The following is a 26314-nucleotide window of genomic DNA, read 5'->3' as shown; positions in this document are numbered from 1 at the left end:
CTTGCGCTTCGGCGTGACGACCGAGCTGGACATGATGTCGGTGCCGGCCGGGATGGACCCGGTGCGGGAGAAGGTGCGGACCGAGTTCGATCTGGCCGACGTCCGCACCTCCTCATGGGGCCTCGCCCATCCCGACGGACATCCCCACCAGCTGCGCCGCGGCCTCGGCGATCCGGTCTGGCCCACCGCCACCGTGCCGGGCGAGGCGCACGCCTTCGTCGAAGGGCGCCAGGCCGAGGGTGCGGACTACCTGAAAATCATGGTCGAGGACGGCGCCGCGTTCGGCACGTCGTTGCCAGTGGTCCCGCCCGAGGTCGCCGCCGCGGCCGTCGAAGCGGCTCACGAGCGCGGCATGCTGGCCCTGGTCCACACGCTCACCGCCAAGGCAACCCGGATGGCCGTCGAGGCGGGCGCCGACGGCGTGACTCATCTGCACTACGACGAGGTCATCAGCGACGATCTGATCGCCAGGATGCGTGCACAGGGCATGTTCGTCATCACCACCCTGGCCGTCACCGCCTCCGGCGCCTCCGACGGCGCGGGTCCACGCCTGGGCGCCGACCTGCGGGTGGCATCCCGGCTGGATGCGGAGTGGCGCGACAACCTGGGTCACGAGTTCGGCTGGAACGCCAGCTTGCCCAACGCCCTGCGCTCGGTCGGGCTGCTCCACGCCGCCGGCGTCGAGCTTCTGGCCGGTACCGACGCGGCTCACCTTGGCGCCCCGGGCCTCGCTCACGGCGCGAGCCTGCACGACGAGCTGCGCCTGCTCGAGGCCGGCGGTCTGAGCCCGGCCGAGGCACTCGCTGCGGCGACGCGGCGTACCGCGAACCGGTTCGGCCTGACAGACCGCGGGCGGATCGAGCCCGGCGCCGCGGCGGACCTCGTACTCGTGGACGGCGACCCGACCGCGCAGCTCTCCGCCACGCTGAAGACCCGCGCGGTGTGGCGGCAGGGGCACCGTCTGGCCTGGTGACTCCACCTCAGGAGTGGAGCGTGGCCGCCTCCGACTCGCGCAGCGCCTCGATCACGCTGGACAGGTGTGCACGCATCGCGACCTGGGCCTTCTCCGGGTCGTGTGCGCAGATCCCGTCGATGATGGCGAGGTGCTCGGGCAACGAGACCGAGGGCCGGCCGGGCCGCATGGCCAGCCGGAACTGGTGGCGCACGCTCTGCCCGCGCAAGCGTTCGAGCACCTGCGCGGCGGTGCGCTGGCCACTGATCTCGCGGACCCGGCGGTGCAGCCGCTGGTTGAGCCCGGAGTAACCGACGACATCCCCGCCGGCGACGGCCGCGCGCATGTCGTCGCCGAGCCGGCGGAGCTCCTCGATCTCGGTGTCCCCGATCCGCTCGGCGGCCTTCGCCGCGCACAGCGATTCGAGCATCATGCGCACCTCGGAGATCTCGACCGCTTCCTCGATCGACACCGCCCGCACCCGCGCCCCGCGGTTCTGCACCCGCTCGACGAGACCTTCGTTCGCGAGTTCGATCAGCGCGGCGCGGACGTTGGCGCGGCTGGCCCCGAACTGCGCGGACAGGTCGGCCTCGACCAACCGCTGGTTGGGCACGAACTCACCCCGCACGATGGCGTCCCGGATGGCGACGACCACCGGCTGGTCCGCCTCGGCTTGAGCTTCCGTCACTGGTTCCCCACTCCCGCGCCGACATTGTTGACAATTTTGTCGCTGACATCGTCTACTCGATCGTAATGCCACGGACGTCAAGGAGTTTGCTATGTCGGTAACACCGGTCACCATCGCGGTCCTCGGCCTGGGTGAAGCGGGCGGCGCGCTGGCGCACGATCTGGTGTCGGCCGGGGTCGTGGTGCGCGGTTACGACCCGAAGGTCACGGCTGCGGAGGGAATCGTGGACACCGGCTCCGAGGCGGAGGCCGCCGAGGGCGCTGACCTGGTACTAAGTGTGAACAGCGCGTCCGCGGCGGTGGACGCGCTGCAGGCTGGGCGCGATGGCCTCAAGAGCGGTGCGGTGTGGGCCGACCTCAACACCGGCTCGCCGGGGTTGAAGCGCAAACTCGCCGGGATCGCCGAGGAGGCCGGGGTGGCCTTCGCCGACGTCGCGATCATGGCGCCGGTGCCGGGCAAGGGCCTGCAGGTGCCGTTGCTGGCCAGCGGCGTGGCGGCGTCCGCGGCGGCGGCGATCCTGTCCGGGCTCGGCGCGTCGATCGACGTGCTGGAGGGCGAAGCCGGGCTTGCGGCCGAGCGCAAGCTGTTGCGCAGTGTGTTCTTCAAGGGCATGTCCGCCGCCGTGGTCGAAGCGTTGACGGCGGCGAAGGCCGCGGGCTTGGAGGACTGGCTGCGCGGGGTCATCGTCGGCGAGCTGACCGCGGCGAGTGAGTCCACTGTGGACAGGCTGGTGACCGGCTCTTACCAGCACGCCAAACGACGGACGGACGAGATGGCCGCGGCCGCGGAGATGCTCGGCGAGCTGGCCGTGCCGAACGAGGTCGCGGCCGCTTCACGGGACCAGCTCGCCCGGCTGGCGAAGGAGAAATGACGGCGTTCAGGGGCGTTTGCCCGGTTCCAGCGGAAGATCGAAAGCCACCAGCGTGCCCAGGCTGGGCGAGGAGTTGAGGAAGAACTTCCCGCCCGCACGCTCGGCTCGTTCCGCGAGATGGCGCAGGCCACGCGTCGCCACGTCCTGCGGCACGCCGGAACCGTTGTCGCGCACCCGAAGACGCACCTCATGCGCATCCCGGTGCAAGGTCACCCTGGTCTCACTCGCCCCGGAGTGTCTGACCACATTGGACAGTGCCTCGCGCAGCGCCGCGCGGATGTGGTCGGCGCGTTCCGCCGGGATGTCGGCGAACTCGCCCGCAAGCTCCAGTATGGGCGGGTAACCGAGCAGCTCCTCGGCGATCCGCACCTCGCCGCGGGCGGACTCGGCCAGGTCGGGCTTTCGCGCCGCCTCGGGTTCCGGTGCCGGTGAGCGCAGGCTGTGCACCGTCGCCCTGATCTCCCCGATCGTCTGGTCGAGCTGGTCGATCGCCTCGCCGAGGCGGGTGGCGTCGGTGCCGGCGAAGCGTTTGCGCATCCGGCGACGCACCCGGTCAAGCTGCATACCGGCTGCATACAACCGCTGCACGATCACGTCGTGCAGCTCGCGCGCGATCCGTTCGCGCTCTTCGTACAGGGTCACCCGGTGCCGCGCGTTCGCCCCGTCGGCCAGCGCCAGCACCACACCGACCTGAGCCGCGAACGCCGTGAGCACCTCGACCGTCGCCGGGGAAAAAGCCTCGGCGCCACGCCGTTTGTACACAGCCAGCGCACCGAGCACCCGCCCGCCGGTGCCGAACGGCGCGGCCGCGAACGGGCCGAACTTCCGTAGCTCACCTGGCACGTATGGAGCCGTGCGCGGATCGGTCACCACGTCCTCGGTGACCACCGTTTCCCCACCGCGCGCGACGCGCCCGGCCGCGGACTCGGCCGGCAGCATGAGTCCACGCAGGTCACCGGTTTCCGAACCGTAGGCGGCTTCCACGGACACGCTGCCGTCGTCGGCGCGCACCATCACCAGACCCAGGTCGGCCCCGGCGAGTTCGGCGGCCTTCTGCACGACCGAAGCGAGCACTGTGTCCGGTTCGTCGCCGGACAGCGCGGCGGTGGTGATCTCGGTGGCCGCGGACAGCGCGTGCGCGGCAAGCGTCGGTTCCATGAGCGACATCAAGAGTAGACGCCCTCTCCGACGGGCACGCGCGCGACAACACCGCCGTCACGCACTTCGAGCAGCAGGTCCGCGTCGGCCGCTTCCTCGGGGTGGTGCGTGACCTGTACGACCGTCCGTCCGGCCAGCACGGTGCGCAGGTTGGCCCGCAGCTGGACGGCTGTCGGCTCGTCCAGGTGTGCGGTCGGCTCGTCGAGCAACACCAGTTCCGACCGCGGCACCCCGACCAGCGCTCGGGCCAGCGCCAGCCGTTGCGCCTGGCCGCCGGACAAGCCGCTGCCCGCGCTGCCGAGCCGGGTTCCGAGATCGAGTTCCGGCAGACAGGCCAGCCGCAACGCCTCCCGCAACCGGTCGTCGTCCGCGTGCGGGTCGGCAAGCCGCAGGTTCTCCGCGACCGTGGTCGACACGAGCTGCGGTTCCTGCGGGGACCACGCGACCTTCGCCGGGCCCTGCACAGTCCCGCGTACCGGTTCGAGGAAACCCAGCAATGCGGCCAGCAGCGTGGACTTTCCCGCGCCCGAAGGCCCCACCACCGCGACGTGCGCACCCGCCGGGATCCGGACGTGTACGTCGCGCAGGACCGGCTCACTGTCCGGCCACGCGAGGTCCGCGTCCCACAGCACCAGATCGTCGGAATACTCCCGCTCGCCCCGCTCCACGGCAGGCACCTGCAGCCGGGCGCGCGAGGTGCGCAAGGTGTCCCAGTGCTGGGCGACCGGCGGCAGCAACACGAGAACTTCGCCCAGTGCCAACGGAATCAGTGCGAGCACCGGTATCAGCGCGCGATCGGTCGACGTGCCCGCCGCAAGCCATACCCCGGCCACGGCGGCCAATCCGGTGAGCAGCGTAATGAGACCGTCGGCAGCGCCCGCGGCGAGTGCCTGCCGCCGCGCCTGCGTTGCCAGTTCGGCGTCGGCGCGCGCCAGTTCCGCGCGACGCCCGCCATCCCGCCCGAACGCCAGTAGTTCCGCGGCGCCTTCGAAAAGCTCCAGCACCTGCGCGGTCACCGTGCGCCGGCCTGCCGCCAGCACCGAAGTCGCCCGACGCTCCAGCCGCAACGTCAGCAGCGGGCCGCCGATCGCCGCGATCAGCACCGCGACGGCGAGCGCGAGGCCGGCGCCCGGCAGCACCACTGTCTGCACGACGACGGCGCACACCAGCACCACACCGGCGATCACCGGCGGGGTCAGTACGCGCGGCAGCAGATCGCGCACGGTGTCGACGTCCGCGACGAGTCGGCGCTGCCCTTCTCCTTGCCGCAGGCCGAGAGTCCGTGCTGGGCCGAGCCGCACCAGGTCGCGCCAGAGCTGGACCCGTAGCCGCCCGGCGATCCGGAACGCCGCGTCGTGCGTGACAAGGCGCTCGGCGTAACGCATTCCCGCCCGGCCGAGCCCGAAAGCGCGCACGCCGACGACCGCAACCGTCAGCGTGAGGATCGGCGGCTGTTGCGAGGCCTTCGCGATCAACCAGCCCGAGGTCGCCGTCAGCGCCAGACCGGCGATCAATGCCAATGCCCCCAGTCCTGCGCCGGCCAGGAACCGCCGGTCCAGGACCTTCCGCACGGGACCCGGCGCCACGGCTTCCGTCTGCTTCGGCGCGATAACCGGTGCTGTGCCGGGAAGTTCGTCCGCACGCGGACGCTCGTGCGCGGCGATGATCACCGCCGCACCGTTCCGGCGCGCCTCGTCGACGGCAGCCAGGACGCGCTCGGCGTTCGCCTGGTCGAGATGTGCGGTCGGCTCGTCGAGCAGCAGCAGCCACGCCCCGTCACGCACCCGCAGCAGCGCCCGCGCGACCGCGACGCGCTGCCGTTGACCGAGTGAAAGTTCGTTGAGCCGCTTGCCTGCCAAGCCTCGGAGGTGCAGCTGCGCGAGCAGGTCGGGCGCATCGGGTACCTCGTCGGCGACCGTGCCGCCGGTGAACGCCGGGGACTGCGGCACCCAGGCCACGCTCTGCCTGAACCTCGACATGTCGATATCCGCCAGGTCGGTGCCGGCCACGGTCACCGAACCCTCGTCGGGCCGCACGAAACCCAGCAGTGTGGCCAGTATCGTCGACTTGCCGGCCCCGCTGGGCGAACGCAGCCACCGCGTTTCCCCGGGCCGGACCGTGAACGACTCGCCGTCGGGCGCGAAGCCGTCGCGACGTGCGACGCGCAGCCCCGACACCCGCACCTCGCCCCGTTCCGGCACGTGAGTTCCTTGCGCCGCAACCGATTCCGCCAATACCTCGGCCACCCGCCGGACCGCCTCGACGCCGTCCTCGCTCGCGTGGAAAGCAGCACCGACCGAGCGGATCGGCTGGAAACACTCGGGCGCCAGGATCAGCACGCCCAGCCCGATGACCAACGGCAGGTCCCCACCGACGAGGCGCACGCCGATCACGACGGCGACCAGCGCCACCGACAGCGTCGCCGCGAGTTCCAGCACGAAGGCCGACGAGAAGGCGACCCGCAGCGTCTTCATCGTCGCCTGCCGGTGCCGGTCGGAAACCCGCCGGACCGTCTCCGCCTGCGCCTCCGCCCGGCGGAACGCGGCCAGCACCGGCAGCGCGCGCACGAGTTCCAACAGCTGCCCGGACAACCTGTGCTGCGCGTCCGTCGCGGCGGCCGAACGCTCGGCCGTGTACTTCCCGACGAGGATCGCGAACAGCGGCAGCAACGGCACCGTGAGCGCGATGATCACCGCCGAGGGCCAGTCCGCGAACAACACCGCCGCGCCCACCCCGACCGGCACGACCGCGGCCGTCACCACTGCGGGCAGATAGTCCGTGAAATACGCGTCGAGCGCGTCCAAACCCTTGGTGGTCAAGGAAGTGAGCTCACCGGGCCCGAGCTCGGCGATCCACTCCGGACCGAGCTTCATCGCGTGGTCGACGGCCTTCGCGCGCAGCTCTTCCTTGGCGCCTGCCGCCGCCCGCGCGGCAACGGTGCGCATCGCCCACGCGATCAGCGCGCGGGCGGGCACCACGCCGAACAGCGCGACGAGTTGCGTCTTCGGGAATCCACCTTCACTGACGAGCGTGGCGCAGGCCGACGCGAGCAGAAAAGCCTGCGCCACCAACGCGACCGCGTTCAGCAGGGCGAGGAAACCACCGAGGGCCAGCGCCCGGCGCGCGGCCAGGGACAGAGCAGGCAGCGCGCCGAGCGGTCCCTTTCCCGGTCGCTCAGTGTCCGTTGTGGACACATCTGCGGGAAGGGTGGAGCGTCCGGGAAAGTTCATGGGGTGTGCACCGGTGGGATCTGCCGGACACCGATCCGCTTGCGGAAGACCCAGTAGGTCCAGCCCTGGTAGACCAGCACCGCCGGGGCGCCGAACGCGCCAACCCACGTCATCACCTTCAGGGTGTAGTGACTGGACGAGGCGTTGCCGATCGTCAACGAGTTCGCAGTGTCCAAAGTGGAGGGAAGGACGTCCGGGTAGAGCGCGCCGAACAGAGTCACCCCGGCGGCCACGATCATCACGCCCAGCGCCGCGAACGCCTGCCCGTCCCGGTCGGCCAGCAGCCGGAACCACGCCACGGCGGCGGCCACCGCGGCGAGCACCATCGGCACGAGCGTCCACACCTTGCCCTCTTGCACCTGCACGTTCACCAGCAACGCCAGCAGCGGCAGCAGCGCGACCGGGAGCAGCCGGATCGCGATCAGCTTGGCCCGCTCACGCAGCTCGCCCGAGGTCTTCAGCGCCAGGAAGGTGGCGCCGTGCACCAGCGAGAACCCGACCACGGCCACCGCGCCGAGCACCGTGGCCCAGCGGACCGACTCGAACGCCGAGCCGATCCGGTTGCCGTGCTCGTCCAGCGGCAGCCCGAGCACGGTGGTAGTGAGCAGCAGCCCGATGCCCAGCGGCGGGACCCAGGAACCGATCATGATCACCCGGTCCCAGTTGCGCCGCCAGCGCATCGAATCCATCTTGCCGCGGTACTCGAACGCGACGCCACGCCCGATCAGCGCCAGCAGCACGATCAGCAGTGGCAGGTAGGCGCCGGAGAACAGCGAGGCGTACCAGTCCGGGAAGGCCGCGAAGGTCGCGCCGGCCGCGACGATCAGCCACACCTCGTTGCCGTCCCACACCGGCCCGATGGTGTTGATCAGCACGCGGCGTTCGGTGTCGTCACGGCCCAGCACCGGCAGCAGCATGCCGACTCCGAAGTCGAAGCCTTCCAGGAAGAGATAGCCGAGCCAGAAGAGCGCGATGATGCAGAACCACACGGTTTCCAGGCTCATCGCACCCACCTCCCCGAGGTTGTCCACAGGTTTGTCCACAGATTGCGAGGTTGTCCACAGGTGGCCATGATGTTCCTAGTAGGCGAAGGCGAGCGCATCTTCGGAATCCGAGTCGGAATCGTTGGGGCCCTTGGGTTTCTCGGGTGGCAGCACACCTTCCACACCGCCGCGCACGTACTTGCGCATCAGCACCACTTCGATCACGCCGAGCACCGCGTATAGCGAGGTCAGCGCTATCAGGGAGGTCCACACCTCACCTGTGGACAAGTTCGACACGGCCTGGGCGGTGAACATCCACACCCCGTCGACCCCCGACGGGTTCGGCGCCACCACGAACGGCTGCCTGCCCATCTCGGTGAAGATCCAGCCGGCGCTGTTGCCGAAGAACGGGGTGGCGATGCCCAGCAGCATCACCACCGGGAACCACTTCGTCCCCGGGATGCGGCCGCGCCGGGTGAACCAGAGCGCCAGCACGCCCAGTCCCGCCGACACCGCGCCGAAGCCGATCATCATCCGGAAACCCCAGTAGGTGACCGGCAGGTTCGGCGTGTAGTCGATCGGCTTGCCCGCCAGCTCGCCCAGCGCCGGGTCGTTCGGGTAGTTCGTGCCGTACTTGGCCTGGTACTGGGTGACGAGATCCTCGACGCCCTGCACTTCGGTGGAGAAGTCGTTGTGCGCCAAGAAGGACAGCAGTGCGGGCACGTTGAACGTCTTGACGTCCTCGCAGTTCTGCTTGCTCACGTCGCCGATCGCGATGACCGAGAAGCTGGCCGGCTTTTCGGTGTGGCACAACGCCTCCGCCGAAGCCATCTTCATCGGCTGCTGCTCGAACATCAGCTTGCCCTGGGTGTCCCCCGTGATCGCGAGTACCGCGAAGGCGACGATGCCGATCCAGCCGCCCATGCGCAGCGAGCTGCGCCAGACGCTGCGATGTTCGTCGTCCTGCTTGCGCTTGCGCCACAGGTGCCACGCGGCGACGCCGACGAGGAACGCCGCGGCCACCGAGAACGCTCCGGCGATGGTGTGCGGGATCGCGGCGAGCGCGGTGTTGTTGGTCAGCACCGCCCAGATCGAGCGCATCGTGGGCTTGCCGTCCACGAACTCCACCCCGACGGGATGCTGCATCCACGAGTTCGCCGCGAGAATGAAGTACGCCGACGCGACCGTGGCCAGCGAGAACGCCCAGGCACAGGCGAGGTGCACCCGTTTCGACAGTCTGTCCCAGCCGAAGATCCACAGACCGAGGAACGTGGACTCGACGAAGAACGCGACCAGGCCCTCCATCGCGAGCGGGGCACCGAACACGTCGCCGACGAACCGGGAGTAGGCGTTCCAGTTCATCCCGAACTGGAACTCCTGCACGATCCCGGTCACCACGCCCATCGCGAAGTTGACCAGCAGGAGCTTGCCCCAGAACTTGGTCATCTTGTAGTAGCGCCGGTCACCGGTGCGCACCCACGCCGTCTGCATACCCGCGACCAGCACGGACAGACCGATCGTCAGCGGCACCATCAGGAAGTGGTAGACGGTCGTTATCCCGAACTGCCACCGGGCCAGTTCCAGTACATCCACGACTCAAGCCTGCTCTCGCCGCAGTCGGCGCATCAGGTCCGCCAGTCCTGATCATCCCGGGACCAAGGTCCCGTCCGCCGCGCCATCCCTCCCTTTTGACAACCGGGGCGCTCGTTCCGTATCTTCCAAACGGAACCCTTGCCCCGCTTAGTTCAGGAGCCACACATGAACGAACTCGCCCTGGTCACCGGCGCCACCGGACAGCAGGGAGGCGCGGTGGCCGCACGACTGCTCGCCGACGGCCGGCCGGCCCGCGCACTCACCCGGGACCCGGCAAGCGCCAAGGCGCAGCGCCTCGCCGAGGCTGGCGCCGAGGTGATCGCGGGCGACCTCGAAGACCAGGCCGCGGTCGCCGAAGCCACCCGCGGCGCACATGCGGTGTTCCTTGTCCACCCGGGCCCCCTCGCTCCCGGCCAGGACGAGCTACAGGCCGGGAAGAACGTGGTGGACGCAGCACTGCATGCAGGTGTTACACACGTTGTATACAGCTCGGCGCTGGGTGTCGAGACACTCGTCGAACACGGCCTCCAGCAGGCGAAACTCGACACCGAGAACTACCTGCGCGCGTCCGGGCTCTCGGCCACGATCCTGCGGCCGTCGTCGTTCATGGAGAACTACTTCAACCCGCTGTTCGGCCTGCGGGACGGCGCGTTGCGCACCGCGGTGCTGCCGCACGTGCGCCAGCAGTACATCGCGCTCGACGACATCGCCGCGCTGACCGCGCTGGCGTTCGCCGATCCGGACAGGTTCCGTGGCAAGGCGTTCGACCTGGCCGGGGATGCGCTCACCCCACCCGAGGTCGCCGCCGCGATCAGCCACGCCACCGGCCGGGACGTGCCCTACGTACAGCTGTCGATCGCCGAGCTCGCCAAGATCAACGAACGCTTCGCCAGGGGCTACGAGCTGCTGAACTCGATCACGGAGCCCATCGCCGACGTCGAGCTGGTCCGCGATCTCCACCCCGGCCTGCTGACCTTCGAGGCCTGGCTGGCGCACAAGGGCGCGGCCGGGATCAAGGAACTGCTGAGCTGAGCTAACTTTCCGTCAGAACCATCGGACACTGCGTCATACCTGCAGTTCACCGCGTCACCGGAATGCATAAAAAACGATTTCGGCACGCCAAAATCCGCGATTCGCAATTCCCATCTGCTGGCCTTCTGAACTTGACCCCTTTATCGTTGCAGTGAAAGGGGTTGAGAAATCGCGATGTCTGCCGCATTACTGGCGCTGGCCAGCACGTTTGCACTGATCTTGGTCGTCGAGCTGCCAGACAAGACACTTATCGCGACTCTTGTTCTGACCACCCGTTTCAAGGCTTCGGCTGTTCTCACCGGGGTCGCCGTGGCGTTCGCCGTGCAATGTGTCATCGCGGTCGCGTTCGGGCATGCGCTGACACTGTTGCCGGCAGGTCTCGTGACCGGGATCGTGGCCGCGCTGTTCGGGATCGGCGCCGTCCTGCTGCTGCGTGAGGGCTTCGCCAAGGAGCCGGAGTCGGGCGAAGACGCCGTCCGCTCCGGTCCCGGCCCCGTGTCGTTCATCCGCTCGGCCGTCACCTCGTTCGGCGTGCTGTTCGCCGCCGAATGGGGTGACGCGTCGCAGCTGGCCACGGCCGGCCTCACCGCCCGCTATGGGCAGCCGTTCGCCGTCGGCATCGGCGCCTTCCTCGCGCTGGTCAGCGTCGCCGGGATCGCCGTGCTCATCGGGCACAAGGTGCGCAGCCGGATCCGCCCGAAGCTGCTGCAGCGCATCGCCGGGTTCGTGTTCGCCGCGTTCACGGTCGTCGCGCTCTGGCAGACCTTCGTGAACCTCTGAAATTCACTTCAACGCTTCGGCCAGCTTCGCCGCGGCCGCCACCACCTGCGGCCCCGCCGTTTCGGCCTTGATCGGGGCCAGCGAGATCAGCCCGACGCAGGCCCGCAGGCCCGGCACCGACCGGACCGGTGCCGCCAGTCCCACGACGCCGCGCCGCACGTCGCCTGTCGAGGTGACCCAGCCCCGGCCGCCCTGGCGCAACATGACGGCCTTGCCCGCCGCCCCGATGCCGATCGCGAACCTGGTGCCGACCCGGTAGGCCACGTGCAGATCCGTCCACCGGGGTTCGACCACCGCCACGGTTTCGAGCTGATCGCCCTCGGCAATGGAAAGATGCGCCGTCGCGCCGGTCTGTTCAGCCAATTCGCGCAGTACCGGCCGCGCGACCTCGCGCAGCTGCGGGACCACCTGGCCGGCGAGGCGCAGCATGCCGACGCCGAGACGGACCTTGTTCCCGTCCCGCCGGACGAGCCCGCGGGCCGAAAGCGGGACCAGCAAGCGGTACACGGCCGCCCTGCTGGCGCCGATGTTCGCCGCCAGCTCGGAGATCGTCGCGGCTTCGCCGCCCGCGTCGGCGATCGCCTGAAGCAGCGCGAGGCCTCGGTCCAGTGTCAGCGACCCCTCGGCCGTCACAGCAGGCCGAGCGCCTCGAGATCAGCGACCGGCTCGGCGAACGTCGCCGAGGCATAGGAGGCGAACAGCGCGCGCACCGCCTTCGCGGCGGGCTCGGACAGCGAGCGGGCCTCCTCGGACAGCGCCTCCCCATCGGTCGACGACAGCGCGTCACGCACGTCGCCACCCGAGAGGCTGCGTCCGACCGCGACCAGCAGGTTCAGGAACCCGTGGTGCACGAACCCCGTTTCGGCGTCCTCGTGCCGGACCGCGCGATGCAGGCTGTTGGTCGCCTTGAACGACGCGCCGGTGGACCCGCTCACTACGGACAGGAAATCGGCCACCTCGTCCACGCTCGGGAAGTTCTCGCTGGACACCCCGCCGCAGCGGATCTTCGGCCAGCTGCCGTGCTCGATCACCTTGCGTACCCCGTCGAGCCAGCCGACGCCACGGCGTGGTTCGACCACCCGGATCACGTCCTCCGGCACGAACTCCGACACCCGCTCCAGCCATACTTCGTCCACATCGGACGGTGCGGGCATCTCGACCATGCGCAGCGACAGCAGTTCGCTGCGGGACTCGACGATCGAGATCGCCTTGGGCACGCCGCCGAGGCCGGTGTCGATGATCAGCGAGAGCGGCAGCGGCTGCTTGGGCTTGAGCTTGATCAGCTCGGTGATCAGCTCGGGCAGCCGCGAGGCCTGGCAGAGGAACACCCCCAGCAGTCCCGAGTGCTCACCGGCTCGGGTTTCGTAGTGCGCCCGCAGCGCTTCGGGCATCGTCGCGGTGCCCGGCGGGAACAGCGCCGAGTCGTCTACGAGCCGCGCGAACAGGGGAGGAATTCCACGGGGGCCGGGGGGCGTGAGTTCCACAGCGCTTGACACAAGGGACACGCTAGTAGCGTACGACAGCCGGACAAACCGGTCCGCAGGGCGGACACTTAGCCATTAGGCCACTCGGCCCAATCGCGCGTTCCGGCAACTCGCCACCACGCCTTTCGAAGTGCGCGGAGCTCGATCACTTCCCCTTTCGCCGAACAGAGGTTAGGCTCACCTAACTAGGAGGTGGCCCCGTGACCGAGACCCGTCCGCCCGCGCCCACACCGGCCGAACGTGCCAAGACGATCGCTTCCCGCGACTGTCCCGGCACCCTGATGCCGACCGGATCGAGCAACGCCGGGCGCGTGACGCCCGAGCTGCACCACGTGCACGCCAGCGGCACCGTCAGCGTGCTGCTGCGTGACGACCACCCGCTGCTCACGCGGGCCGCCGAAGCCGAGGTCGCGGTGATGTTCGAGCTGGCGGACCACGCGCCCGTCGAACTCCGCGAACCCGTACGCGGGCTGCTGTGGATCACCGGCTGGCTCCGCCCGCTCAGCATGGCGGCGGCCAGAGCCCGCGCGGTGGCGATCGCGGAGACCCGCCCCGACCCGAGGCTGCTCGACCTCGGGCACGGCGCGAGCCTGCTCCGCCTCACCCCCGCGTCGCTCGTGCTAGCCGACGCGGAGGGCACCCATTCGCTGCGGCCGCACATGTTCAGCGCGGCCACCCCGGATCCGTTCCACAGCTACGAGACCGGCTGGCTGCGGCATCTCGAACACGAGCACGCCGACGTGGTCGGCCAGCTCGCCCGGCACCTGCCGGAAAAGCTGCAGGGCGGGCACATCCGTCCACTCGGGCTCGACCGCTTCGGCCTGCGGCTACGCGTGGAGGCCGACACCGGCGACCACGACGTGCGGCTGGCCTTCGCCAACCCGGTGCACAGCCCGGCGCAGCTGGCGGTGGAAATCCGCCGACTCGTCGGCTGTCCGTTCCTGGCCGCGCAACAACAACAGCAGCAGCGTCACTCCGCCTGAGCGAGCTCGGGCGGGAAACCGCCGGTGGCGATCGGACCCCAGCGCTCGATCGTGACCCGCAGCAGGCTCTTGTTCTGCTTCCGCATCGCCTCGCGGTACTCGTCCCAGTCCGGGTGCTCCCCGGAGATGCAGCGGAAGTACTCGACCAGCGGCTCCACCGCGTCCGGCATGTCGATGACTTCGGCCCGCCCGTCGAACTGGACCCAGGCACCGTTCCACTCGTCGGAGAGCACGATGACCGACACCGCCGGGTTCCGCCTGGCGTTCACCACCTTGGCCCGCTTCGGGTACGTGGCCACGACGAACCGGCCGTCGGTGTCGATGCCGGAGGTGACCGGGGACAGCTGCGGGGTGCCGTCGGCGCGGGTGGTCATGAGGATGGCGCGGTGCCGGGGACGCAGGAACTCCAGCAGTTCTTCACGTCCGACGCGGTCCGCGGTCGCTATTTTCGGTGCCATGTGTACCGAAGGTAGCGTGCGCCCGTGACCTCTCTCGTCCGCGACTGGCTGACCCCGCCGCGTCCGGAGCTGCCCGCGCCGGTCGACGATGAGGGCGAACGCCGCCGGATCAAGGTCGAGCTGCTGATCGTTTTCGGCATCACCCTCGGGCTGTCCGGGGCACGCAGCCTGGTGTCGCTGTTGAACTCCCTGTTGCAGCCGACCCCGTTGAGCCGGCAGCAGGTCGCGCTCAACGCGCCGCAGGAGGCGCTGAACCTGCTCGACCTGCTGGCCCAGCTGCTCAGCGTCGCCCAGCTCGTCGGCTGGGGCGCGCTCGGCGGCTATCTGCTCGTCCGCGGCGGGATCAAGCTCTCGGCGGTCGGGCTGACCTGGCGCGGCAGGGACGCGCTGTGGGGCGCCGGGCTGGCCGCGCTGATCGGCATCCCCGGGCTCGCACTGTACTTCGCGGCCTGGAAGCTGGGCTTCAACCTGGCCGTCGCACCGTCCACTTTGGACGACACCTGGTGGCGGCCGGCGGTGCTGGTGCTGTCGGCCTTCGGCAACGCCTTCGCCGAGGAGATGCTGGTCATCGGCTTCCTGCTGACCAGGCTGCGACAGCTGGCCTTCCGCGAGAACTCGGCGGTGGTGGCGGCCGCCGTGCTGCGCGGCTCGTACCACCTCTACCAGGGCTTCGGCGGGTTCGTCGGCAACTTCGTGATGGGCCTGGTGTTCGGCAGGCTGTGGCAGCGCACGAACCGGCTGTGGCCGCTGATCGTCGCGCACACCCTGCTGGACGTGGTCTCGTTCGTCGGCTACTCGTTGCTCAAGGGCCACCTGTCTTTCCTGCCGTAGGCTGCCGAAATGACTCAACCCAGGGTGGACAGCGAGGTCGGGCCGCTACGAACGGTCCTGCTGCACCGACCGGGCAGCGAGCTCAAAAGGCTCACCCCGCGCAACAACGACCAGCTGCTCTTCGACTCGATTCCGTGGGTGGACCGCGCCCAGCAGGAGCACGACGCGTTCGCCGAGGTGCTGCGCGGTCGCGGGGTCGAGGTGCTGCTGCTGACCGACGTACTCACGGAGGCGCTGGAAGACCCGCGGGCGCATACCGCCGGCGTGCACGCGGCTGTCGACGACCGGCGGCTCGGTGACGTCCTCGCCGGCTCGCTGCGCGACTATTTGTCCACTGTGGACGGCACGACGCTGGCCGAGGTGCTCACCGGCGGGGTGACCTTCGAGGAACTCCCCGGCACCGCAGGCCAGTCACTGGTGCGGAAGATGCACCGGCCGCACGATTTCGCCGTCGACCCGCTGCCCAACCTGCTGTTCACCCGGGACTCCTCGGTGTGGATCGGGGACCGGGTGGCGCTCTCGTCGCTCGCGCTGCCCGCCCGGCGCCGCGAGACGATGTTGCTCGATCTGATCTACGCCTACCATCCGCGGTTCCGGCACGCGGCCCGCGCCTACGGGGCGCACTCCGCACCGGTCGAAGGCGGGGACGTGATGCTGCTGGCGCCCGGCGTGCTCGCCATCGGCGTCGGCGAGCGGACCACCCCGGCCGGCGCCGAGTCGCTGGCCCGCTCGGTGTTCGCCGACAACCTGGCGCACACCGTGCTCGCGGTGCCCATCGAGCAGGACAGGGCGACCATGCACCTGGACACCGTGTGCACGATGGTCGACCGCGACGCTGTGGTGATGTACCCGCTGGCCCGCGATTCGCTCGTCGCGTTCACGATGCGCCCGGACGGCGACGGCTCGCTGCGGGTGAGCGGGCCCGAACCGTTCCTGCACGCCGCCGCCGAGGCAATGGGAATCGAGAAGCTGCGCGTGATCGACACCGGCCTGGACCCGGTCACCGCCGAGCGCGAGCAGTGGGACGACGGCAACAACACCCTCGCGCTGGCGCCGGGCGTGGTCGTCGGTTACGAGCGCAACGTGGAGACCAACGCCCGGCTGGCCGAGGCCGGAATCGAGGTGCTGCCGATCGCCGGATCCGAGCTGGGTTCGGGCCGGGGCGGGCCGCGTTGCATGTCCTGCCCTATCGTGCGCGACCCACTCGAATGAAGAAAGGCTTACCTAAAATTGCGGGGAATCCATTTAGGCAAGCCTTACCGAATCAGTATTACTGAATCTTGGTAAGCCTACCCAAATAGGGTGGAAGTCACCAGGTCCGAGTGGAAATTCACGGGGGTTTTCTTTATGGTCGACACATGGCCACGAGGAAGAGGGAACCACGCTCCAAGTTCTACGAGCTGCTGCAACAGCAGGTGCAGAACGAATTCAATGCGTCGCAGCAATACGTGGCACTGGCAGTCTGGTTCGATAATGAGGACCTGCCCCAGCTAGCCAAAGTCTTTTACCGCCAGTCGGTGGAGGAGCGTAATCACGCGCTCGCCATCGTGCAGTACCTGATGGACACCGACCACCACGTCGAAATTCCCGGTGTCAACGAGGTGCGAAACGATTTCAGCGAAGCGATCGAGCTCGTCGAGGTCGCGCTCGCCCAGGAGAAGGACGTCACCTCCGACGTCAAGACGCTGCTCAAGGCGGCCCGCGCGGAGGACGACTACCAGGGCGAACAGTTCCTGCAGTGGTTCCTCAAGGAGCAGGTCGAGGAGGTCTCGCACATGACGACGCTGCTCAACGTCGTCAAGCGGGCCAACGGCAACCTGTTCGACGTCGAGCAGTGGCTCGCGCGGGAAGCGGTCAGGGACGACGCGTCCGACATGCCAGCCGTGGCCGGCGGCAAGCTCTGAGCAGTACCCCCGGAGCGGGAAAAACCCGGGCCCTCCCCCTGGAGCGGCCCGGGTTTTTTCATCCGGTCGCGCCTAGCAGCTGCTGGACCCGACGAGCTGGAGGTCGACCACCTGGTCACCGCTCACGGTGAACACGTAACTGCCGCCGCTGCCGGTCGAAGCGCTGTACGCGCTGCCGCGCTCGGCCAAGGCGGGGTACGCCGTTTCCAGCTGGTCCTTGGTGGAGCCGACCTTGATCCGCTCCGGGGTGTGCGCGCCGCTCGCCTGGAAGCTCACGATCCCGTTCGCCGGTGAGATGGTCACCTTGCTGACCGCGGCGCTGCCGTCGCTCAGGCCGTAATCGGTGCAGGCGGTGGGCGCGTTGTCGGCGTTCGCCAGCATTCCCGTCGCCTTCGCGGCATCGAAGGACATGCCCAGCTGAAGCTTGCTGTAGCCGTTCGGCCCGAGCACGGGACCCGTGAGGGTCGGAACGACGACAGAGCGCGAAGTGCTCTTCGGCGGTGTCGTGGACTTGGTGGCCGACTGCGGCGGGTTGTCCTCGGTGGTGTGTGCCGGCGAGGAACCGGACCCGGGCAGCGGGGTCGAGACCGGCGGCGGGGCGGGCGCGATCGAGGTCGGCTGCGCGGACGAGTCCGAGATGACCAGCGTCTGATCCGGAGGCGGTGAGGCCACCTGGTTGTCGTTCGAGCGCAGGTCCCCGATCAGTAGCCCCGCGCCGACCAGCGCGATCGCGGTCAGCGCTCCCCCGGTGGCGGTCAGCGCGGCACGACGACGGCGGATCCGCCGCGCCCCGGCGAGGATCGCGGTCTCCGCTCCCGCGCGCGGTGGCACGGCCAGCCGCTCGTCGGTGAACAACCGGGTCAGTTCGTCGTCCAGCTCGTCGGGCTGGTTCAACCCGCTTCCCTCCCTTCGGCCTCGTCGGAAACCGGGGTGATCTTCGTGCGCAGGCTCGCGATCGCCTTGCTGGCCTGGCTCTTCACCGTGCCCTGGCTGATCCCGAGCGTCCGCGCGATCTCCACCTCGGACAGTCCCTCGTAGTAACGCAGCACGATGACCGCGCGTTGCCTCGGTGGCAATTCGCGTAGGGCCTGCCATAACGGCTCGTGCTCGAAGGGGTCGGCCGGCTGCACCGCACCGGCGTCCGGCACGTCCGCGACCAGGCTTTCCTTGCGCGTCCGCCGCCAGCGGCTGACGTGCGCGTTCGCCATCGACCGGCGGATGTAAGCCAGCGGATCACCGGTCTTGCGCTGAACCTGCGTCCAGCGGGCGCCGATTTTCTCCAGGACCGTCTGCACCAGGTCGGCGGCGTCGTGCGGATTGCCGGTGAGCGCGTGGCCGTAGCGGAGCAGGCCCGGCAGGCTCGCGTGCACGAACTCCTCGAAGTCCGCGAGCTCACCCGCCATCGGTGATCCCCTCCCCACCGGCCAGCTGGTAACGGCCGGAATGGTCGTGGTCACCGTAGCGCCTCCCTCCGCGGTGCGTCTGTCCGCCACATCCCCTTCGTTGCCACCACGCATGAGGTGCTCCCTGAGGTTGTCCTGCGGTACCCACCGATAGGTGGACGTTTGACGCTCAGGGTTGTTGCTACTGGTTACCGAACCGCGATCGCGGCGGGAAGCCGGAAGCTCCCGTCGGCTTCCGGCGGGAACGGATGCACGGCGACGACCGCGTCGGGCCGGATCGGGCCGTACACGTGCGGGAACCAGATACCGGCCGGGTGCGGCGGGTCGCCCTCCTCCCAGCGCAGCGGGACGCCGAGCCGGGCGGGGTCGATCTCCAGCAGCACCAGATCGGTGCGGCCGGCGTAGAGCGCGTTGGCAGGCAGATGCGTGGTGCCCGGGTCGGAGCAGTGCACGAAACCCGCGGTGTCCAGGGAGGGCGGGCGGTATTCGCCGCCCGTCCAGTCCCCTTCCGCGCAGATGTGCAGGATCACCGGAGCGTCAACTGGCGGCCGATCAGCCCGTCGCGGGCGCGGCGCTCCGCGGCGTTCAGCGGCTCGGCGTCGAGCGAGGCAAGCGCCTCGTCGAGGCGGACGCCAAGCTCCTTCGCGGGCTCGGTCCACTCGCGCGCGTGCGCCTCCGGGTCGAGGTCCCACACCGGGACCAGCAGCCCATGCGCGCGGAACGACCCGGCGTAGCGAGAGCCCTCGCCGAGGCCGAGCTGACCGGCCGCGGACAGCCGGGCCAGCGCCTGGAGCAGCTTGTTCTCCGGCTCCGGGCGAACCCAGCGCAGGTGCGCCTTCTCGCCGGCCAGCACCCAGTACGAACCCGCCCCGAGGCGGTCGGTGGGCATGATCGCCTCGTTCGCGCGATCCAGCGACAGCTTGACCTCGCCATCCGGGTCGGTGTCCTCGGGCAGCCACCAGCCGAAGTCGGTGTGCAGCGTGACGTCCAGCTCGGCGTCGGCGACCAGGAGGTCCTGCAGCCGCTCCCCTTCGGCGGGCGCGCTGGTGGTGTCCGGCACCGAAAGCACGTCGCCCGGCTCGGCCTGCAGCGCCCAGCGCACGGACCGGCCGAGGTCGCGGCTGATGTCGGAGGACCTGGTCTGCACCTGGAGCCCGACGAACACCTGCCCGTCGGTGCGGACGAACGCGGCGGCGGCCATCGGCAGCACTGTGGCCAGCGTGACCACGCGGTCCAGACCGTCCACAAGAGACAGTGGGGCGGTCGCCGAAGGCACGAACTCGCGCAGCGCGATCAGTTCGGGCTCGGCGGCAAGCCCCTCGAAGGGCTGTGCGACGAACTTCTCCCGCACCTTCGGGGCCTTGGTCTTCTTGCGCGCGGCCTTACCCATTTCGCCTCCTTGAGCTGTTCGGCCGCAGACGCTACCGGGTGCTCCCCCGCTAGGCTCGACTGGTGTTCGATCCCCGCGACCCGGAGTTTCTCGCCGATCCGTACGTCGAGTTCGCGCGCCTTCGCGAGCAGGGCGAGGTGCACCGGCACGAGGGCCTCGGCCTGGCCATCGCCGTCTCCCACGGCGCCGCGTCGGCCGTGCTGCGGCATCGAGGGCTGGGCCGGATCTGGTCCGACGCCCGCCCGGCCGAGCAGTTCGTCTCCTTCAATCTCCTGCACCGGAATTCCTTGCTGGAGAACGAACCTCCGGTGCACACGCGGCTGCGCCGGTCGATCTCCGCGGCGTTCGGGCGCGGGCACGTCGAACGGCTGCGGCCGACGATCGACACGGTGGCGCAGGATCTGGTGGACGACCTGGTGGCCGCCGGCGAGGCCGATCTGCTGGAGCACGTCGCGCAGCCGCTGCCGGTAGCCGTGATCGCCGAACTGCTGAACATCCCGCAGGCCGACCGCTCGCGGCTCGTGCCGTGGTCGAACGCGATCGTGAAGATGTACGAGTTCGGCCTGCCCGAGGACGGCCGTCGCGCGGCCGAGAACGCCGCCGCCGAGTTCGCGGGATACCTGCGGGATATCACCGTGGCACGGCGAAAGAACCGGGGCGAGGACCTGGTCAGCGATCTTGTCGGCGCCGAGCTATCCGAGGACGAGGTGGTGGCCACCGCCGTGCTGCTGCTGATGGCCGGGCACGAAGCGACCGTGAACGTGATCGGCAACGGTGTGGCCGCGCTGCTGCGGCATCCCGCCCAATGGCGGCGGCTGCTCGACGATCCGTCGCTGGTCGAGAGCGCCGTCGACGAGATGATCCGGTACGACGCCCCGCTGCAACTGTTCGAGCGGACGGCGACCGAGGACGTGGAGATCGCCGGTTTCCGTGTGGCGCAGGGGGAAAAGATCGCCGCCCTGCTCGGCGCCGCGGCCAGGGACCCCGAGGTGTTCGCCGACCCGGACACCTTCGACGTGGGCCGCTCGCCCAACCAGCACCTCGGCTTCGGCGCCGGGATCCACTACTGCATCGGCGCCCCGCTGGCCCGCATCGAAATCGCCGCCGCCATCCGCGCGCTGCTGGAGAAGGCGCCGAAGCTGCACGCCACAAGGGAGCCCGAGCGCAGGCCCGAGTTCGTCATCCGCGGACTGCGCAGTCTGCCTGTCTCAGCGTGAGGCGCCGACCGGGCGCGGCGGCCGCTCGGTGGCGCGCGGCGCGCCCTTGACCGCGACGACCAGCCGGGGCCGCAACCGGTTCAGCGGAATCGGCGCCAGCAGGCTGGTGATCCGCTCCACGACGACGGCGGTGAGCGCGGCGAGTCCGGCGGCCGAAAGGTCGAGCAGTGCGGACAGCAGCACGCCATCGGCCTGCGACTGGATGCCGCCGCGGAAGCGCCACACGATGACCAGGATGAGCAGCACCCCGTTCAGCACCCAGGTGGCCCACCAGACGAGCACCAACCGTGACGGCTTCGGCCGCTTCGTGGCCGGGCGGCGCAGTGCGGCGTGCTCGAGCTCCGCGAGGATCGAGCCCGCCATCACCAGGTTCAGCAGCGGGATCAGCGTCCCGGCCAGGATCTGCCAGCCCGAACGCGGCGGCTCCTGGCCGCTCTCCTCACCGGCGGCCTGCCGCGCGACGTAGAGCCACCACAGCACCGAGCCGAACGCCAGCACCCCGAACACGACCGTCAGCAGCGCGGCGATGATCTCCAGCGCGTCCGAGAACGCGACGACATCCGTGTCCAGCGCCGAATTCCGGCTGATCACCAGCAGCGCGTACCGCCAGAACTCAGCTACCGCGCCGACCGTCGCGAGCCCGGCCAGAAACCACAGAATCGTGATGGCGTTGCGCGAAAGCGCCCGCACCCGCTCCATTGGGCGCGGATAGCTCGACGGCGTGCCAGGCACCGCTGTCGGCTCACGCCAGGTGAGGTTCGGGAAGCCCCAGCGCGGCGGCGCCGGGTACGCGGGCGGGCCGGTGTAGCGCTCCGCCGGCCGCGCGCGGCGCGGCACGGTCGCGCCGGGCGGTGGCGAAGCCACCCAGCGCACACGGGGACGGACGTGGTACCGGCCGGGATGCATCGAGACCTAGAGGATTTCCGGCGGGAAGCTCGGGTTTTCGCCCTCGACCGGGCGGCCCTCGGCATGCCAGGACTTCATGCCGCCCGCGACGTTCACGGCCTCCCAGCCACTGGCATTGAGCCAGGCGGTGGCCCGCGCCGACCGGCCGCCGCTGCGGCAGACGACGTAGATGGGCTGGTCCTCGGGCAGCTTCGCGAGCTCCTCGACGCGGCCGGGCAGCTCACCGAGGGGGATGTGCACCGCACCCGGCGCGTGCCCGGCGGCCCATTCGTCGTCCTCCCGCACGTCGAGCAGCGTCAGGCTGCCGGCGGGCAACTCGGTGACCGAGACGGTGGGAAGTTCAGCGGGATTCACGTTCGACATCGTCGCACGGCACCCCGTTTACTGCACATGAGATGCAGTGAAGGCCACCGTCCGCGGGGACGGTGGCCTTCACGGTTCGGGCGAAAGTCAGTGCGCGGCGGCCTTTTCGGCGTGCGCCCCGGTAAGGGAGCGCACCTCCATCTCCGCGTACTTGGCTCCGTTGTGCTCCTTGGACAGCACAGTGCCGAGCCAGCCGAGGAAGAACGACACCGGAATGGACACCAGGCCCGGGTTCGACAGCGGGAACCAGGCGAAGTCCGCGCCCTTGATCATCGACGTGGACTCGCCCGACACCGCGGGCGAGAACACGATCAGCACGATGGTGACGATCAGCCCGCCGTACATGCTGAACAGCGCGCCCCTGGTGTTGAACCGCTTCCAGAACAACGAATAGAGCAGCGTCGGCAGGTTCGCCGACGCGGCCACCGCGAACGCGAGCGCCACCAGGAAGGCGACGTTCTGGCTCTTGGCGAGGATGCCGCCGACGATCGCGACCGCGCCGATCACCAGCGCGGTGATCCGGGCGACCCGGACCTCCGCGTGCTTGCCCTCGACCTTGCCCTTCTTGATCACGTTGGCGTACACGTCGTGCGCGAAGGACGCCGACGCGGTGATCGTCAGACCGGCGACGACCGCGAGGATCGTCGCGAAGGCGACCGCGGCGATGAACCCGAGCAGCACCGGACCGCCGAGTTCGAGCGCGAGCAGTGGCGCCGCCGAGTTCGTCGTGCCGGGTGCCTTGCTGATCTTGTCCGCGCCCACCAGCGCGCCGGCGCCGTAGCCGAGCACCAGGGTGAACAGGTAGAAGACGCCGATCAGCCCGATCGCCCACACCACCGACTTCCGCGCGTCGCGCGCCGTCGGCACCGTGTAGAAGCGCATCAGAACGTGCGGCAGCCCGGCCGTGCCGAGCACCAGCGCGATGCCCAGCGACAGGAAGTCCAGCTTGCTGGTGCCGGTCTTGCCGTACTGCTTACCCGGGTTGAGCAGCGCCTCACCCTTCGCACCGCCGCCCGCCTTGTCGACCGCGGCCTGCAGCAGGCTGGAAAAGTTGAATCCGTACTTGGCGAGGACCCAGATCGTCATCGCCAGCGCGCCGATGATCAGCAGCGCGGCCTTGATGATCTGCACCCAGGTGGTGCCCTTCATCCCGCCGATCAACACGTACAGCACCATGATCACGCCGACGACGGCGATCACGATGTCCTGCCCGACGTTGCCACTGACCCCGAGCAGCAGGTTGACCAGACCACCGGCGCCGGTCATCTGCGCCAGCAGATAGAAGAACGACACGATCAGCGTGGACACGGCGGCGGCCGCGCGCACCGGACGCTGCTTCATCCGGAACGCGAGCACATCGCCCATCGTGAACTTGCCGGTGTTGCGCAGCAGCTCCGCGACGAGCAGCAGCGCGACGAGCCAGGCCACCAGGAATCCGATGGAGTAAAGGAATCCGTCGTAACCGTTGACCGCGATGGCGCCCGCGATCCCGAGGAACGACGCGGCGGACAGGTAGTCGCCGGAGATCGCGATTCCGTTCTGTGGCCCGGTGAAGGCCCGGCCCGCGGCGTAGTAGTCCGAGGCCGTCTTGGTGTTGCGGCTGGCCCAGAACACGATCACCAGCGTGATCGCGACGAAGACCGCGAAAATGATGATGTTGAGCGTCGGGTTGCTGCCCTCGACGCCGGCGGCGAGATTCTTCACGCGGCGTCCCCCTCGATCTTGGTGCGGATCTGGTCGGCGACCGGGTCCAGCTTCCGGTTGGCGTAGCGCACGTACAGACCGGTGATGACGAACGTGGACACGAACTGCAGCAGGCCGATCAGCAGCCCGACGTTGAAGTTGCCGGCCAGCTTGGTGGACATGAAGCCGTGCGCGTAGTCGGCGAGCAGGACGTACACCAGATACCAGGCGAGGAAGAGCACCGTCATCGGGAAGACGAACGAACGGAGCCGATGGCGTAGTTGGCGGAACTCCGGACTGTCCTGCACCTGTTTCCAGTCGGCGTCCGGGTTCGTCCCATCGTCGAGGCCCTGGTCGGTGGTACTCACAGGAAGACCTCCCTATACATGATCACTACCTCTTCCGGTCGACGGCTGCGGTAGATCTTGCCCTTAAAGCGAAGGTAAGTTGTTAATCCTTTCGAGTGAGATACTTTACTGTCCGTAGACCAGATTTCTGTCGCATTGGCACAACAATGTCCAGATTGCCTGTTGCGCTGGATTACTTAGTGCCAAAAACCGTTCAACGCAAAGCAAAGGAACCGCCAAATGGGTGAAAAGAACTGTGAGTGCCCGAACAGCTACTTGCGGTGCCGGCCCTTGCCGGTCCGGTCCCGGTTCTGCACCTGCCCGAACCGGGCGACGGCCCGGTCGCGCATGAACCCGAGCGGGTCGGGCGCATGCAGCCGCAGCATCACCGCGTTCACGTCGGCCGGCATACCGTCCTTGGTCGCGAGACTGACCAGCATGGTGACCGCGAACGCGATGGGCACGGTGATCAGCGCCGGCTGATCGGCCAGCCACGGCGCCCAGTTGCCGGTGTACCCGCTCACGGTGTTGAGCACGATCGCGGCGATCACCAGCCCGCCGCCGACGATCATCCCGGCCATCGCGCCGGGCCACGTCAGCCGCCGCCACCAGATGCCCAGCACCAGCAACGGGGAGAACGTGGAAGCCGCGAGTGCGAACGACATGCCGACGCTGAGCGAGAGGTCGTTGGGCCGCATCGCCAGCGCGAGCACGAGCGGAATGACCGCGACAACCAAGGTGGCCCAACGGAAATCGCGTACCCGGCCCTTGAACACGTCGGTCGAGACCACCCCGGCGACGCTCACCAGCAGACCCGAAGAAGTGGACAGGAACGCGGCGAACGCGCCCGCCATCACCACTGCCGTAAGGATTTCTCCGCCGACACCGGGCAGCACGGACTGCGGCAGCCGGAGCACCGCGGCGTCAGTCTGCCCGGTCACCAGCAACTCCGGCACGTACATCCGCGAGATCACCCCGAGCAGGGTCGGGAACAGGTAGAACAACCCGAGCAGCAGCAGCACGTGCACCGCGGTGCGGCGGGCCGCCTTGCCGTCGGGGTTGGTGTAGAAGCGGACCAGCACGTGCGGCAGGCCCATCGTGCCGAGGAAGGTCGCGAGGATCAGCGAGTAGGTCTGCAACAGATCGCTCAGCCCCGTCGATCCCGGCCGCAGCCAGGCGGAGTTGTCCGCGATCGCGTCCTTGACCACCGGCACCGGGGTGCCCGCGCCGAACGTCAGCCGGGTGCCCTTGGCCACCTGCTCGGTGGCGCCCTTGGCCCAGACCACGGTGCGTTCCGTGGTGGCGCCCGGATCCTTGATCCGCACCGGCGTCACCACGTCCACCCGCAGCCCCACCGCGGTCTGCACGTCAACCGTGGTGGCCGCGGAGAACACCGGCGGCGCCGCCTCGCCGAGCGGCCCGCTCGGGCTGTCGTGCTGCCCCATCACGAACACCGCGCACAGCACGAACGCGGGCACCGCGATGGCGAACAGTTTGAGCCAGTACTGGAAGGCCTGGACCACCGTGATCGCACGCATGCCGCCGGCCAGCACGTTGCCCGCGACCAGCACGGTGACCGCGAGCGCGCCGACCCACCCCGGCACCGGCAGCACCGTGCTCAGCGCGAGACCGGCGCCCTGCAGCTGCGGAACCAGGTACATGATCCCGATCAGAACGACGAAAACGGTGGCACAGCGGCGAAGCGCGACCGAACCGAGGCGCGCTTCGAGGAAGTCCGGCAGTGTGTACGCGCCCGAGCGGCGCAGCGGCGCGGCGACGAACAACATCAGTGCCAGGTAGCCGGCGGTGAACCCGATCGGATACCAGAGCCCGTCCGCGCCCTCCTTCAGCACGATCCCGGCGACGCCGAGGAACGACGCGGCGGAGAGGTACTCACCGGAGATGGCGGCGGCGTTGCGGCGCGAGCGCACCGTTCGCCTGGCGACCAGGAAGTCGTGTGTGGAGCTGGCGAACCGGGACGAGCGGTGACCAAGGTAGAAGGTCAACGCGGCGACCAGCACGATGCCGGCCAGCGCCCACAGGTTCAACTGCACAGGG

The 26314-nt window shown here is 69.3% G+C and carries 26 protein-coding genes; 9 read left to right on the top strand and 17 right to left on the bottom strand.

Annotation, left to right across the window (positions count from 1 at the left end; translation table 11 throughout):
- Positions 1-13 precede the first annotated feature (13 nt).
- Positions 14-973, top strand: coding sequence for an amidohydrolase family protein (locus VHD82_RS30245; RefSeq protein WP_325711740.1), 960 nt, complete (start codon positions 14-16; stop codon positions 971-973).
- Between the two features lie 7 nt (positions 974-980).
- Here VHD82_RS30245 and VHD82_RS30240 read toward each other — a convergent pair whose 3' ends face one another.
- Positions 981-1640, bottom strand: coding sequence for a GntR family transcriptional regulator (locus VHD82_RS30240; RefSeq protein WP_325711737.1), 660 nt, complete (start codon positions 1638-1640; stop codon positions 981-983).
- A 91-nt stretch (positions 1641-1731) separates the two neighbouring features.
- Here VHD82_RS30240 and VHD82_RS30235 point away from each other — a divergent pair, with 91 nt between their 5' ends.
- A complete protein-coding gene (locus VHD82_RS30235; protein WP_325711734.1) occupies positions 1732-2511 on the top strand; it encodes a DUF1932 domain-containing protein in 780 nt (259 codons plus the stop codon).
- A 6-nt stretch (positions 2512-2517) separates the two neighbouring features.
- Here the strand turns inward: VHD82_RS30235 and VHD82_RS30230 are convergent, their stop codons facing one another.
- From VHD82_RS30230 to VHD82_RS30215, 4 genes are all read right to left on the bottom strand, one after another.
- The gene (locus tag VHD82_RS30230) at positions 2518-3669 is read right to left on the bottom strand and encodes a GAF domain-containing sensor histidine kinase (protein ID WP_325711731.1); all 1152 of its coding nucleotides are present in this window, start codon (positions 3667-3669) and stop codon (positions 2518-2520) included.
- An 8-nt stretch (positions 3670-3677) separates the two neighbouring features.
- Complete coding sequence (gene cydD / locus VHD82_RS30225; protein WP_325711728.1) at positions 3678-6899, bottom strand: thiol reductant ABC exporter subunit CydD; 3222 nt, start codon at positions 6897-6899, stop codon at positions 3678-3680.
- Complete coding sequence (gene cydB / locus VHD82_RS30220) at positions 6896-7903, bottom strand: cytochrome d ubiquinol oxidase subunit II (RefSeq protein ID WP_325711725.1); 1008 nt, start codon at positions 7901-7903, stop codon at positions 6896-6898. Before cydB ends, cydD begins: the two co-directional genes overlap by 4 nt.
- 75 nt (positions 7904-7978) lie before the next feature.
- A complete protein-coding gene (locus tag VHD82_RS30215; protein ID WP_325711722.1) occupies positions 7979-9475 on the bottom strand; it encodes a cytochrome ubiquinol oxidase subunit I in 1497 nt (498 codons plus the stop codon).
- Between the two features lie 165 nt (positions 9476-9640).
- On the opposite strand from VHD82_RS30215, the gene VHD82_RS30210 reads away from it, so the two are divergent.
- Both VHD82_RS30210 and VHD82_RS30205 read left to right on the top strand, forming a co-directional pair.
- Positions 9641-10507 carry an NmrA/HSCARG family protein gene (locus VHD82_RS30210; RefSeq protein ID WP_325711719.1) on the top strand — a complete coding sequence of 289 codons (867 nt, stop codon included), beginning with the start codon at positions 9641-9643 and terminating at the stop codon, positions 10505-10507.
- Between the two features lie 174 nt (positions 10508-10681).
- A complete protein-coding gene (locus VHD82_RS30205) occupies positions 10682-11287 on the top strand; it encodes a TMEM165/GDT1 family protein (protein WP_325711716.1) in 606 nt (201 codons plus the stop codon).
- 3 nt (positions 11288-11290) lie between these two features.
- On the opposite strand, the gene VHD82_RS30200 is transcribed toward VHD82_RS30205, so the two are convergent.
- Positions 11291-11920, bottom strand: coding sequence for an IclR family transcriptional regulator (locus VHD82_RS30200; protein ID WP_325711713.1), 630 nt, complete (start codon positions 11918-11920; stop codon positions 11291-11293).
- On the bottom strand, positions 11917-12771 hold the full coding sequence (locus VHD82_RS30195; protein ID WP_325711912.1) for a hypothetical protein: 855 nt from the start codon (positions 12769-12771) through the stop codon (positions 11917-11919). Before VHD82_RS30195 ends, VHD82_RS30200 begins: the two co-directional genes overlap by 4 nt.
- Positions 12772-12971: 200 nt before the next feature.
- On the opposite strand from VHD82_RS30195, the gene VHD82_RS30190 reads away from it, so the two are divergent.
- The gene (locus tag VHD82_RS30190; protein ID WP_325711710.1) at positions 12972-13754 is read left to right on the top strand and encodes a DUF2470 domain-containing protein; all 783 of its coding nucleotides are present in this window, start codon (positions 12972-12974) and stop codon (positions 13752-13754) included.
- On the opposite strand, the gene VHD82_RS30185 is transcribed toward VHD82_RS30190, so the two are convergent.
- The gene (locus tag VHD82_RS30185; protein WP_325711707.1) at positions 13742-14212 is read right to left on the bottom strand and encodes a PPOX class F420-dependent oxidoreductase; all 471 of its coding nucleotides are present in this window, start codon (positions 14210-14212) and stop codon (positions 13742-13744) included. The genes VHD82_RS30190 and VHD82_RS30185 overlap by 13 nt on opposite strands.
- Positions 14213-14236: 24 nt before the next feature.
- On the opposite strand from VHD82_RS30185, the gene VHD82_RS30180 reads away from it, so the two are divergent.
- From VHD82_RS30180 to VHD82_RS30170, 3 genes are all read left to right on the top strand, one after another.
- A complete protein-coding gene (locus tag VHD82_RS30180; RefSeq protein WP_325711704.1) occupies positions 14237-15043 on the top strand; it encodes a CPBP family intramembrane glutamic endopeptidase in 807 nt (268 codons plus the stop codon).
- A 9-nt stretch (positions 15044-15052) separates the two neighbouring features.
- Positions 15053-16255 (top strand): arginine deiminase, encoded by a 1203-nt coding sequence (gene arcA, locus VHD82_RS30175; RefSeq protein ID WP_325711701.1) that lies wholly within the window; start codon positions 15053-15055, stop codon positions 16253-16255.
- 146 nt (positions 16256-16401) lie between these two features.
- Complete coding sequence (locus VHD82_RS30170) at positions 16402-16947, top strand: ferritin (RefSeq protein ID WP_325711698.1); 546 nt, start codon at positions 16402-16404, stop codon at positions 16945-16947.
- Positions 16948-17019: 72 nt separating this feature from the next.
- Here the strand turns inward: VHD82_RS30170 and VHD82_RS30165 are convergent, their stop codons facing one another.
- From VHD82_RS30165 to VHD82_RS30150, 4 genes are all read right to left on the bottom strand, one after another.
- Positions 17020-17841: a hypothetical protein gene (locus VHD82_RS30165; RefSeq protein WP_325711695.1), complete on the bottom strand. Its 822-nt coding sequence runs from the start codon at positions 17839-17841 to the stop codon at positions 17020-17022.
- Complete coding sequence (locus VHD82_RS30160; RefSeq protein ID WP_325711692.1) at positions 17838-18350, bottom strand: SigE family RNA polymerase sigma factor; 513 nt, start codon at positions 18348-18350, stop codon at positions 17838-17840. Before VHD82_RS30160 ends, VHD82_RS30165 begins: the two co-directional genes overlap by 4 nt.
- Before the next feature lie 188 nt (positions 18351-18538).
- Positions 18539-18880, bottom strand: coding sequence for a DUF952 domain-containing protein (locus tag VHD82_RS30155; RefSeq protein ID WP_325711689.1), 342 nt, complete (start codon positions 18878-18880; stop codon positions 18539-18541).
- Positions 18877-19740, bottom strand: a complete 864-nt coding sequence (locus VHD82_RS30150; RefSeq protein ID WP_325711686.1) for a DUF5926 family protein — start codon at positions 19738-19740, stop codon at positions 18877-18879. Before VHD82_RS30150 ends, VHD82_RS30155 begins: the two co-directional genes overlap by 4 nt.
- Before the next feature lie 62 nt (positions 19741-19802).
- Between VHD82_RS30150 and VHD82_RS30145 the strand changes: the two genes are divergently transcribed.
- Positions 19803-20957, top strand: coding sequence for a cytochrome P450 (locus VHD82_RS30145; RefSeq protein WP_325711684.1), 1155 nt, complete (start codon positions 19803-19805; stop codon positions 20955-20957).
- Here the strand turns inward: VHD82_RS30145 and VHD82_RS30140 are convergent.
- The 5 genes from VHD82_RS30140 to VHD82_RS30120 all read right to left on the bottom strand — a co-directional run bounded on the left by VHD82_RS30140 (position 20949) and on the right by VHD82_RS30120 (position 26310).
- On the bottom strand, positions 20949-21863 hold the full coding sequence (locus VHD82_RS30140; protein ID WP_325711682.1) for a DUF4328 domain-containing protein: 915 nt from the start codon (positions 21861-21863) through the stop codon (positions 20949-20951). The two genes, VHD82_RS30145 and VHD82_RS30140, sit on opposite strands and share 9 nt — an antisense overlap.
- 6 nt (positions 21864-21869) lie before the next feature.
- Positions 21870-22226 carry a rhodanese-like domain-containing protein gene (locus tag VHD82_RS30135; RefSeq protein ID WP_325711679.1) on the bottom strand — a complete coding sequence of 119 codons (357 nt, stop codon included), beginning with the start codon at positions 22224-22226 and terminating at the stop codon, positions 21870-21872.
- 87 nt (positions 22227-22313) lie between these two features.
- Complete coding sequence (locus VHD82_RS30130; protein ID WP_325711677.1) at positions 22314-23930, bottom strand: cation acetate symporter; 1617 nt, start codon at positions 23928-23930, stop codon at positions 22314-22316.
- Positions 23927-24277: a DUF485 domain-containing protein gene (locus tag VHD82_RS30125; RefSeq protein ID WP_325711674.1), complete on the bottom strand. Its 351-nt coding sequence runs from the start codon at positions 24275-24277 to the stop codon at positions 23927-23929. Before VHD82_RS30125 ends, VHD82_RS30130 begins: the two co-directional genes overlap by 4 nt.
- A 251-nt stretch (positions 24278-24528) precedes the next feature.
- Positions 24529-26310: a cation acetate symporter gene (locus tag VHD82_RS30120; RefSeq protein WP_325711670.1), complete on the bottom strand. Its 1782-nt coding sequence runs from the start codon at positions 26308-26310 to the stop codon at positions 24529-24531.
- Between the last annotated feature and the right edge of the window lie 4 nt (positions 26311-26314).

This window comes from Amycolatopsis sp. (assembly GCF_035546795.1).
GTDB lineage: Bacteria > Actinomycetota > Actinomycetes > Mycobacteriales > Pseudonocardiaceae > Amycolatopsis_E.
The sequence above is the reverse complement of the archived record's forward strand: the minus strand, read 5'-3'. Positions and strand labels throughout refer to the sequence as shown.